9 protein-coding genes are annotated in these 10,633 nt (G+C 60.7%); all 9 read right to left on the reverse strand.

Features of this window, described 5'->3' with window-relative positions; all coding sequences use genetic code 11:
• Positions 1-148 precede the first annotated feature (148 nt).
• Positions 149-832: a sulfite exporter TauE/SafE family protein gene (locus tag RGM2987_RS01875; RefSeq protein ID WP_245138415.1), complete on the reverse strand. Its 684-nt coding sequence runs from the start codon at positions 830-832 to the stop codon at positions 149-151.
• Positions 825-1,043, reverse strand: coding sequence for a cbb3-type cytochrome oxidase assembly protein CcoS (gene ccoS / locus RGM2987_RS01880; protein ID WP_245138416.1), 219 nt, complete (start codon positions 1,041-1,043; stop codon positions 825-827). The genes RGM2987_RS01875 and ccoS overlap by 8 nt, the downstream gene beginning before the upstream one ends.
• 24 nt (positions 1,044-1,067) lie before the next feature.
• Positions 1,068-3,518: a heavy metal translocating P-type ATPase gene (locus RGM2987_RS01885; protein WP_245138417.1), complete on the reverse strand. Its 2,451-nt coding sequence runs from the start codon at positions 3,516-3,518 to the stop codon at positions 1,068-1,070.
• Positions 3,519-3,694: 176 nt separating this feature from the next.
• The gene (locus tag RGM2987_RS01890; protein ID WP_245138418.1) at positions 3,695-4,234 is read right to left on the reverse strand and encodes a FixH family protein; all 540 of its coding nucleotides are present in this window, start codon (positions 4,232-4,234) and stop codon (positions 3,695-3,697) included.
• An 11-nt stretch (positions 4,235-4,245) separates the two neighbouring features.
• On the reverse strand, positions 4,246-5,661 hold the full coding sequence (gene ccoG, locus RGM2987_RS01895; protein ID WP_245138419.1) for a cytochrome c oxidase accessory protein CcoG: 1,416 nt from the start codon (positions 5,659-5,661) through the stop codon (positions 4,246-4,248).
• 270 nt (positions 5,662-5,931) lie between these two features.
• Positions 5,932-6,294 (reverse strand): DUF6124 family protein, encoded by a 363-nt coding sequence (locus tag RGM2987_RS01900; RefSeq protein WP_245138420.1) that lies wholly within the window; start codon positions 6,292-6,294, stop codon positions 5,932-5,934.
• A gap of 474 nt (positions 6,295-6,768) precedes the next feature.
• Complete coding sequence (locus RGM2987_RS01905) at positions 6,769-7,266, reverse strand: hypothetical protein (protein ID WP_245138422.1); 498 nt, start codon at positions 7,264-7,266, stop codon at positions 6,769-6,771.
• A gap of 41 nt (positions 7,267-7,307) precedes the next feature.
• Positions 7,308-7,751: a hypothetical protein gene (locus RGM2987_RS01910; protein ID WP_245138423.1), complete on the reverse strand. Its 444-nt coding sequence runs from the start codon at positions 7,749-7,751 to the stop codon at positions 7,308-7,310.
• A 12-nt stretch (positions 7,752-7,763) separates the two neighbouring features.
• Positions 7,764-10,633 (reverse strand): RHS repeat-associated core domain-containing protein (locus RGM2987_RS01915; protein ID WP_245138425.1); only part of this gene is annotated, 2,870 nt, incomplete at its 5' end.

Here is a 10,633-nt window from a genome sequence, read left to right on the forward strand (position 1 = left end):
ATTCTTTATCGGCGCTTGGGTGAAAGGAGGAGGGGCGAAATCTCCCACGGTCTGTACTGCTGCTAACAGTCAGAATCGAGCCTTGTCCCTCCTCCTCCCTTCAAGTCCTACCATACAAGCGAGCCTGCTCGCGATGGCCGCGATTCGGTCAGTGCCCCATCAGCCAATGCTGATGCGGCCCCGGCAGGGTCCAGATGCCGAATATGATCACCAGCAACCCACCGGCCATACGCACGCTGCGTTTGCGCAGCAGGGCAGTGATGCGTTCGGCCGCAAGGCCTGTGGCGAGCAGCACCGGCCAGGTGCCGAGGCCGAAGGCCAGCATCAGCAGGGCGCTGTCGAGTGCATTGCCCTGGCTGGCCGACCACAGCAGGGTGCTGTAGACCAGCCCACACGGCAACCAGCCCCAGAGCGCGCCGAGCAGCAAGGCCCGGGGCAGGCTCGACACCGGCAGCAAACGGTTGGCGATGGGCTGGATGTGCCGCCACAAGCCTCGGCCGAGGCTTTCGATCCGGGTCAGGCCGCTCCACCAGCCCGCCAGGTACAGGCCCATGGCGATCAGCAGCAAACCGGCCAGTACCCGCATGATCATCGCCGCCGGGCTGTTGGCGACAGCCCAGCCGGCGAGGCCGATCAACAATCCGGCGCTGGCGTAGCTGAGGATCCTGCCAAGGTTGTAGGCCAGCAGGAGTTGGAAGCGTCGGCCGCGCTGCTCCTTGGGGATCGCCAGGGTCAGGGCGCCCATCAGGCCGCCGCACATGCCCAGACAATGGCCGCCACCCAGCAGACCAAGAATCACCGCCGAAACCAGTAATGGCGCCAGATCAAGCATGGGGCGGGGCCTTGTCATCCGGTTCGCGGGACTGGCCGTCGGCTTCGTCCACCGCCGCCTTGTGGTTCGGGTCCTGATCGTCGAACAGAATGCTGTGGGCCGGACCGTCGAGGTCGTCGTACTGTCCGCTGTCCACGGCCCAGAAAAAAATGTACACGGCGATGGCGACGATCAGCAGCGCCGCCGGGATCATCACGTAAAGAGCTGGCATGGCGGAACTCCATGCCCGCGCGGCTCAGGCCGGCAGCGGGCGGGTATCGGGCGTGGTGTCGAACACTGGCGCCTTGGGCTGACGGGTCAGCCTCAGCGCATTCAACACCACGGTCAACGAACTGATGGACATACCGACCGCCGCCCACACCGGGGTAATCCAGCCGAGGGCGGCGAACGGCAACATGAGGCCATTGTACAGACCTGCCCACACCAGGTTCTCGATGATCACCCGTCGGGTGCGGCGGGCCAGGCTGAAGGCGTGGACCAGGGCGTCGAGGCGGTTGGACAGCAGCACCGCGTCGGCGCTGGTCTTGGCAAGATCGGTTGCCGATCCCATGGCGACGCTGATGTCCGCCGCCGCGAGCACGGGTACATCGTTCACCCCATCGCCGAGCATCAGCACCTTGCGTCCTTGCTGGTGCAGCTGCTGCAGCACCGCCAGTTTATCGTCTGGACGCAAGCCGCCCCGGGCCTCGTCGATGCCCAGTTCGGCGGCGACGCTGGCGACCATCGGCGAACTGTCGCCCGAGAGCAGCAGCGTACGCCAGCCCCGAGCCTTGCACGCGGCCAGCAACGCAGGGGCATCGATACGCAGGCGGTCATCGAGGACGAACCAGGCCAAGGGGCCGATTTCATCACCCAGCAACAACCATTGCCCAGGCTCGTGCGGCATGTCCGGGAGTGCTGCGCCACTCAGTTCGCAGACAAAACCGGGCTGGCCGATGCGCAGGCGCTGTTCGCCCACCAGGCCTTCGAGCCCGAGCCCCGGCGTGCTGTGAACCTGCTCGGCGGCCAGCGGTGCGCGGCCGAATGCGCGGGCGATAGGATGTTCGGAGCGGTTTTCCAGGGCCGCGGCCAACCCCAGGCACTGATCGCTGTCGAGAGTCGCCAACGGTCGAATGGCGCGCAATGCCAGGCGGCCTTCGGTGAGGGTACCGGTCTTGTCGAAGATCACCGTGTCGATCTGGTTCAAGCCTTCCAATACATGACCGCGGGTCAGCAGCAGCCCGAGCTTGTGCAAGGTGCCGGTGGCGGCAGTGAGCGCGGTCGGCGTCGCGAGGGACAGCGCGCAAGGGCAAGTGGCGACCAACATCGCCAGGACGATCCAGAAGGCGCGGGCGGCGTCCAGTTGCCACCACAGCAGGCCGATGGCGGCAGCGGCGACCAGGGAAAACAGCAGGAACCACTGGGCGGCACGATCGGCAATTTCCGCCAGGCGCGGCTTCTCGGCCTGGGCCCGCTCCAGCAGGCGCACGATGGCGGACAGCCGGGTGTCTTGCCCAAGCGCCAACACCTCGACCGTCAAGGCGCCCTCGACATTGAGTGTGCCGGCGGTGACCGCGTCGCCCACTTGGCGAGGTTGGGGCAGGTATTCGCCGGTCAGCAATGATTCGTCGATGCTGGACTGGCCGTCGAGGATCCTGCCGTCAGCCGGCAGCACCGCTCCTGGATGCACCAGCACCCGGTCGCCGTTGCGCAATTCGCTAAGCAGGATACGTTCGCTCTGGCCGTCATCCGCCAGGCGCAGGCACGAGGCCGGCAGCAGGTTGACCAATTGCGCAGTGGCGGCTGCGGTACGTTCCCGGGCCCGGCGCTCCAAATAGCGACCGGCAAGCAGGAATAGCGCGAACATGCCCACCGCATCGAAGTACAGCTCGCCCACTCCGGTTATCGAGGTCCAGATCCCGGCGATATAAGCACTGCCGATCGCCAAGGACACCGAGACGTCCATGGTCAGGTGGCGAGTGCGCAGGTCACGCATCGCGCCTTTGAAGAACGGTGCGCAGCTATAGAACACGATCGGCGTGGTGAGAAACAGCGCCACCCAGCGCAGGATGGTGTGCATCTCGGGGCTCAGGTCGATGTTGAATTCCGGCCATGTCGCCATGGTCGCCATCATCGCCTGGAACCACAACAACCCGGCCACGCCCAACTGGCGCAGAGCCAGGCGGTTCTGTGCGGCGAGCTGCTCGCTGGCCTGGTCGGCCTGGTAGGGGTGGGCGACGTAGCCGATCCGGCGCAGCTCGGCGAGCAGCGTGCTCAGGGGCAATCGGGCGTCGGCCCAGCGCACGTGCAGGCGATGGTTGGACAGGTTCAAGCGTGCTTCGGCCACGGCCGGCAGGCTGCGCAATTGCTTTTCGATCAGCCAGCCGCAGGCGGCGCAACTGATGCCTTCCATCAGCAGGGTGGTTTCGGCCAGTTCGCCTTCATGACGCACGAATGATTGCTGCACGTCAGGTCGATCGTACAGCGCCAGTTCATCGGTCAGCTGGACCGGCAGGGTTTGCGGGTTGGCCGAGGCCTCACTGCGATGCTGGTAATAGCTCTCCAGGCCGCCCGCGACAATAGCCTCGGCCACCGCCTGGCAGCCCGGGCAGCACAGCTCGCGGGTTTCACCGAGGACAACGGCGGTGAAGCGACTGCCGGGTGGGACGGGCAGGGCGCAGTGGTAGCAGGGCAGGGGAGTGGTCATGGTTGTCGCATGAAGGCCTTTGTGGCTGAGGAGCTTGCTGGTTTGTGAACGCTGTCCGTGGCGAGGGAGCTTGCTCCCGCTCGGCTGCGAAGCAGTCGTCCGGCAAAGGGTGAAAAACAAAAACAGGGCCGCTTCGCGGCCCAGCGGGAGCAAGCTCCCTCGCCACAGGGAAACGGTTACTTTTTCAGGTCTTCGGCCCCTTGCAGCGGCTCATCGCCGAGCAATATGGCCTGATCATGATTGATCTGCTCTTCCTCGAACAGGCGCCAGGTCTTGTCGTTCTCCACACCGAGCAGCTCGACAAAGCGCCGGCCGTCGATCTTGTCCGTCAGTTGGCCAACATAGCGCCCCGGCTCGCTGTCGTTGCGGGTCAGGACGATCTTGCGATCCTTCTCCGGTTGGGTCGGGGAGATCAGGCTCAGCTCCAGAGTCTGGGGCCGGCTGTTGCCGCTGAGCCGCAGGTTCACTTCACCGGTGACGTCGTCCAACTGCACGTTGGCGTGCAGTTGCAGGGTCTGGGCCAGCAGTTCGCGCTCCAGCGAGCGGTTGATGCCTTTGCCGGCTTCGTAGTAGTTGTCGTTGACCAGGTTGTCCGGGTTCTTCACCGCAATGGTCACCATCGTCAGGCTCAGGGTCACCGAGCAGGTCAGGATCCCGATGATGATCCACGGCCAGAGGTGCTTGTACCAAGGGCTGGTGGCGGTTGCTGCAGGCATGTGCATCTCTCTCAACGGGTTTGTGGGCCGATGAACCGGCTCTTGGCTTGGACATGTACGCTTTCGTCATCGGCATCCTTGAGGATGAAGGTCACCTCGTTGGTGCTCGATGGCAATTGTTCCGGCGCGCTGGACAGTTCGACCGGCTGGCTGAAGATCTCGCCAGCCGCGACCTTGATTTCCCGTCGGCCTTGCAGCTTCAGGTCAGGCAATCCGGTGGCTTCCAGCACGTAGGTATGGTCGCGCTGGTCCTTGTTCATGATCTTCAGGCTGTAGACGTTTTCGATCCGGCCTTCGGCGTTTTCGCGGTACAGGACGCGGTCCTTGCTGACGTCGAAACCCACCAGCGAACGCATGAAGAACGCCGCCACCAGCAGGCTGATCATCGCCAGCAAGACCAGGGCATAACCGATCAGGCGTGGGCGCAGTTTATGGGTTTTCTGCCCCGACAGGTTGTGTTCGGTGGTGTAGCTGATCAGGCCGCGTGGGTAATCCATTTTGTCCATGATGTTATCGCAGGCATCGATGCAGGCCGCGCAACCGATGCATTCGACTTGCAAGCCGTCGCGGATGTCGATGCCGGTCGGGCACACCTGGACGCACATGGTGCAGTCGATGCAATCCCCCAGGCCCAGGGCCTTGTAGTCGATGCCTTTCTTGCGCGGACCGCGGCTTTCACCGCGACGCGGGTCGTAGGACACGATCAGCGTGTCCTTGTCGAACATCACGCTCTGGAAGCGCGCGTATGGACACATATAGATGCACACTTGCTCACGCAGCCAACCGGCGTTGCCATACGTGGCGAGGGTGAAGAAACCGACCCAGAAATACGACCAGCCATCGGCCTGGCCGGTAAAGAACTCGAACACCAGTTCACGGATCGGCGTGAAGTAACCGACGAAGGTCATGCCGGTAACGAAACCGATCAGCAACCACAGGCTGTGCTTGGCAAACTTGCGCAGGAACTTGTTGGCGCCCATGGGGGCCTTGTCCAGCTTGATCCGCTGGTTGCGGTCGCCTTCGGTGACCTTCTCGCACCACATGAAAATCCAGGTCCACACGCTTTGCGGGCAGGTGTAGCCACACCACACCCGTCCGGCATAGACCGTGATGAAAAACAGGCCGAAGGCTGCGATGATCAGTAGCCCGGACAACAGGATGAAGTCCTGGGGCCAGAAGGTCGCACCGAAAATAAAGAATTTGCGTTCCGGCAGGTTCCACCAGACGGCCTGATGGCCGCCCCAGTTCAACCAGACCGTACCGAAATACAGCAGGAACAGCAGCGCACCGCCGATCATCCGCAAATTGCGAAACAGGCCAGTGAAGGCGCGGGTGTAGATTTTTTCCCGAGAGGCATACAGGTCGACGCTTTTGTTCGCGTCCTTGGCAGGCGGGGTAACGTCATGTACCGGAATCTGGTTGCTCATCAAAATGCATCCCACGGCAGTGGAAAAGTGCCGAGGCCAGTACGTGCCGACCCAGGTCACAGGGGGTGTTGCAGTGGCGCAATGATACGCCTGTCGCTCTAGCTCAAGGGTGCGACCTTTGGTCGCGTTGGGGGAAAGGGCCGAATGGTGTAGCAGATGTAACAAGTCATGACCCAGATCAATTGACTATAGACAGTTCATGGCGTTGGGGGAAAACCAAGGGGCCGGCCGACCCGTTCGGCCGGCCCCTTTTGGATCAGCGCTGCGTTGCTAGCGTGGATCGACGTTATCCAGCACGCGGTTTGCCAGCAGTGAGCTCAGCTCGATCAATTGCTGGATGCCCAAGGCAATGTGACGTCGTGAACCATCCAGGTCGAAGGCCAATTCGCTGATCATCGCGTCGGCAGAAGCAAGGGTTTCGCTGAGATTGGCGAGCAGGCATTCGTTGTCGATGTTTTCCACGACGGTGAATAGCTGGTCGGGTTTTGGAGCGTCTTGGGATTGTTCCGATTTTGGTAGCAGGTAGTAATCGAGCGTGCGTTTGGTGGCTTCGTCGTGTTTCTTTGCGTTGCGACCGGCTGTGCCTGAGGAGGTGGAGTCCGCGTCCGGCGGATTGGGTGTGACCTTGAACATGGTGGTGCTCCTTTCGTAAGAGGAACCATCACCGTCTGCCGCCAAGCAGATGGGGTGACGGATTACACAAGGTTGGCGGACCGGAACGAAAGGAACCCGGCATCCCCGAAGGGATCCTTGCGCAACCCGTCATAACAGATGAAGGGGTGTTGCGCCTTTCGAGTGCCGGGCCGCCAAGCCCGTTCGCTGAGTGTGCAGCGACGGGATTACGATAGAGGGCAGGGCCAAGGGGCACAAGCGGGCGGATTCTGGCGTAGTTGTAGGCAAAGGCGCAAGGTTGCGTAGTCTGGACGAGCGCGGCAGTCAGGGCGTAAGAACGGTCTGAAGGCCACTTGCAATTCGTGGCGAGGGAGCTCGCTTCCGCTCGGCGGCGTAGCCGTCGTAAAGCGGCTGATACGGTTTGCCTGTAGGAACGCATTGCCTCGGTTGATTCGTTGCCTAGAGATGAACGGCTTAGGACGGCTCGAGGGCAGATTAAAACGAGTAAACCCAAAGTTCCTCGAATATAAAATCAAGCTCGAAATGGTCAGTTAAAAGCTCGAAGTCATCACGATCTTCGGGCAATGAAAGACCAATGCCGCTGATTTTATCTACTTGTACAAAACCGGACCAGGCAATTTGTTCTTTGCTACGGTTTAACACGTCCGCTACCGTCATGCCTGCCCAAAGTTTGTTCTGATAGTTCCCAGTAAATAACTGATTGCATGAGAGAGAGGAGATAATGCCGCCTGCACCATGATAGGCTGTGATAAATCCATTCTCAATTGAGAGTGAGTTTTGATTTTTATGTATTGTATATTGGTCTGATATTGCAGTTTCGATTTCTTTTATATTCGTCCCTATGCAGATTCCGCCTATAGAGTGCTTGGGTACTATGATTTCTGTAATATTCATTGCCATCTCTAATTTGGTGCTCTGGAGCCGCAGGTTCTGCTCTTCGAAGTAATACGCCTCGCGTACCTCCGTCAACATGTTGCCCCACACCCGTACGGCGCCTGCCAGACGCTGTGCCCTTATCGTTGGTCAGCTCTTTTTTCCAGATAAAATTTTAGATATTTCTTGGGGCGTTCTTTGAATGCCCGATCCTTCCCAAAGCGATAGGCATCATCAAAATATTTATAGGCTTGCGAGTGCTCTTGCAGCTCAAAATAAACCATGCCCACGTTAATAAGCGGACCTGTATCGATGTCTGATTCTCTGCCATCCAAGGTTTTTTGCGCCCAGTCTTTAGCTGTCTCAAAATTACCCTCGTCGAAGTGCAGGTTGAAAAAAGAACCTGTAACCCATGCGGACAAGGGGGTCCATTGCAGTTTCGGCTCTGGAAGTAGGTCCCAGGCTTTTTGATATAGGGTTTTGGCTTCCTCTTTTTTATTTTGCTCATCAAGCTCATTGCCAGTAGCCATTATGGCCATTATTTCGTCTGCCAATACCGGGTTTTCATCTGCCAAGTCGTTCATGTGACTTCCTTATTAATATATGGGCTTTTCTGCCGGGCCAATAAAGTCGCCGGGGGCTCTGTATCTATCCGTCAGCAGTGCGCCCTTGGATCGATTGTGGGAATAGTATTCCAGCTCATAATTGTCAGGGTCTCGCATCCACCCTCTCACTTCTTTGGTTTTAGCACCATGGAAACCACCTTTTGAGTTCCAGTATTTAACCGCGTCAGTTTTATGGGCCATGTCGGCGTCTTTAATCGAATACCATTTTTTATCGGTACTCTGAAATCTCATGTTTTTTCCGGAGCCTATTATTTTACCTTCAGCTCTCATCCTCGCGATCACAGCCTTGCCCGTACGGCTGCTCTTCCCAGGTGTTCGGCCTACGGAGTTTAGACGGCAAGACAGACCTAGTGGGTCTATCCATCCGAAAGGGTTGGGACTGTAAGCGTAAAAATTCAGGCCACCGTTTAACCCAATCGGATCCGGCGTAATAAACCGCCCCACATCCGGATCATAAAACCTGAACGTATTGAAATGCAGCCCCGTCTCCCGGTCCAGATACTGCCCCTGAAACCTCAGGTTCTGCTCTTCGATGTAATACGGCTCGCGCACCTCCGCCAACGTGTTGCCCCACACCCGGTACGTCGCCTGCCAGACGCTGTGCCCATCGGCTTCGGTGAGTTGTTCCGGCAGGCCGTTGAGGTCGTTGTGGTAGTAGCGCACTTTTTGCAGCGCACCGCTGCCGTCGACGCGGGCCAGGGGTTCGTAGCCGTCGTCTTCGTACAGATAGAGGCTGGTCTGCTGGTGGCGATGTTCCTGCAACAGGCGCAGGCCGTCCCAGGTGAAGCGGGTTTCGCCCAGGGGGTAGCCGTTGGGGTCGTGCTCGTTCTTGATGATGCGCCGGCCCAGCGGGTCGTAGGTCATGTTGACGACGCTGCCGTTTTCGTTGCGCACTTCGATCAGGCGGCTTTCGGCATCGTAGGCGAAGCGTTGCAGGCCGCGGGCGGCGCTGCGTTTTTCGATCAGGCGGCCAAAGGCGTCGTAGCGGTAGCGTTTGTCCTGATAGGTCAGCAGTTTGTTGTGCACCACCAGGCCGGCGCCGGCCTGCGGGCCGTCCAGCAGGTTGGCGGCGGCGTCGTAGGCAAAGGTTTCGCCGTGGCCGTGCGGGCTGTCCTGGCTGGCGATGATGCGGCCGGTGGTGTCGTAGTGCAGCAGTTGCCGGTGTTGCGCGGCAGGTTGCTGGTCGAGTTTGCCGATGAGGTTGTCGGCGGGGTCGTATTCGAAGTGTTTTTGCACCGGCGCCGGCAGCAGCGAAGGTTGGCCGGTGTGGCGGCGTTGGCGCGCGCGCAGGCGGCCGCTGCGGTCGTAGTCGCTGCGGGTACTGAGTTGCCCTTGGGTGCGCAGCACCTCACGGTGCAGGCGGTCGCGTTCGAAGTCGCTGATCACCTGGCCGTCGAGGTTGATCTGGTGCAGATGGCCGCTGCCGTAATACAGCCGATTGACCCAACGGCCATCAGGCAATTGGGTCTGGATCAGGTTACCGAGTTCGTCGTAGTGGTGTTGCAGGCTGCCGTCGTCGGTGTTTTCTTCGAGCAACTGGCCAGTCGCGTCGTAGGCGAAGCTCAGGCTCTGGGTGTTGCCTTGCAGGTCGGTGAAGGTGACGGCGGTGAGCTGGTCCAGTGGATCGTAGGCGTATTCGGTGCGGCCATCGTCGGTGACCTTGGCGACCAGTCGGCCGACGGCGTCGCGTTCCAACTGATGAACAATGGGGGCTGGAGGGGTTTCGGGGATGACGGCCAATCCAGTGCCATAAGGTGCCGGGATCGCGGTCACGGCCGCGACATTGTCCAGCCGGTCATAGCTGTAGCGCTTGGCGCTGCCATCCAGGTCCTGTTGCTCGACGAGCCGATCCCCGGCATCCCAGGCAAACCGATAGCTTTCGCCATTCTCATTGACCAGCGCTTGCAGCCGACCAAAGCCGTCATAGGCAAACTGCACCTGCCGGCCATGGGCGTCGGTGCGCTGGCGCACCTGGCCGCGACGGTTGTGCTGGTAGAGCGTGGTGTGCCCGGCCGGATCGGTGTAGCCGGTGAGCTGGCCGGCGGCGTCGCGCTGGTAGTGCTCGGTACGGCCGTCCGGCAATTGGCTGCTGAGCAACCGGCCCTGGGCGTCGTAGCTGAACTGGGTGCGTTCGCCGAGGGCATCGGTGATGGTCTGCAGATAGCCACGCGAGTCGTAGCCGAAGCGCGTCGGGTAACCCGAGCAATCGATGTGCTCGACGAGCTGCCCGAACGGGCTCCAGCGCAGTTTTTTGCTTTTGCCGGTGGCGTCGATGATCTCGATGACCTGGCCGTGGGCGTCGTAGCGGTAGCGGGTGACGTAGCCCAGAGGGTCAGTCTCGGCGATGCAGTTGCCGCGTGGATCATAGCGGTAGTGCCAGCTGTGGCCGGCGGCGTTGGTGTCGGTCAGTGGCAGGGCCCAGTGTTCGAGCCACAGGGTGGAATCGCTGCGGCCCAGCGGATCGGTTTCGCTGATCAGGTTGCCGGCTTCGTCGTAGCTGAAGGTGTAGCCGCCGCCCTGCGGGTCGGTGGCGCTGAGCAACTGGCGTTCGTCGTTCCACTCGAACCGCCAGGTCTGGCCGAGGTTGTCGGTGGCGCGGATGATCTGGTGCTGGGCGTTCCAGTGACGAATGCTGGTGCGTTGCAAGCTGTCGGTGATGCGCGTGGTGCCGGCCGCCAGGTCATAGTCGAACTGGTAGGCGTCGCCTTCGTCAGTCCAATGGCGGACCACGCGCCATTCCTGGCCTTCGATCAGGGCCCAGTCGTAGAAGCAGCGCAGGCCGGTGGGCAACTGATGCTCCACCATCCGCCGCCCGGCGTCGTAGCTGAAGCGCCGCTGCA

It is taken from the genome of Pseudomonas sp. RGM2987 (assembly GCF_022952855.1).
Taxonomy (GTDB): domain Bacteria; phylum Pseudomonadota; class Gammaproteobacteria; order Pseudomonadales; family Pseudomonadaceae; genus Aquipseudomonas.

Excerpts from the sequence above, each read along its gene's own strand:
- RGM2987_RS01875 (WP_245138415.1), bottom strand. The coding sequence starts at position 832 with ATGCTTGATCTGGCGCCATTACTGGTTTCGGCGGTGATTCTTGGTCTG.
- ccoS (WP_245138416.1), bottom strand. The coding sequence starts at position 1,043 with ATGCCAGCTCTTTACGTGATGATCCCGGCGGCGCTGCTGATCGTCGCC.
- RGM2987_RS01885 (WP_245138417.1), bottom strand. The coding sequence starts at position 3,518 with ATGACCACTCCCCTGCCCTGCTACCACTGCGCCCTGCCCGTCCCACCC.
- RGM2987_RS01890 (WP_245138418.1), bottom strand. The coding sequence starts at position 4,234 with ATGCCTGCAGCAACCGCCACCAGCCCTTGGTACAAGCACCTCTGGCCG.
- ccoG (WP_245138419.1), bottom strand. The coding sequence starts at position 5,661 with ATGAGCAACCAGATTCCGGTACATGACGTTACCCCGCCTGCCAAGGAC.
- RGM2987_RS01900 (WP_245138420.1), bottom strand. The coding sequence starts at position 6,294 with ATGTTCAAGGTCACACCCAATCCGCCGGACGCGGACTCCACCTCCTCA.
- RGM2987_RS01905 (WP_245138422.1), bottom strand. The coding sequence starts at position 7,266 with ATGTTGACGGAGGTACGCGAGGCGTATTACTTCGAAGAGCAGAACCTG.
- RGM2987_RS01910 (WP_245138423.1), bottom strand. The coding sequence starts at position 7,751 with ATGAACGACTTGGCAGATGAAAACCCGGTATTGGCAGACGAAATAATG.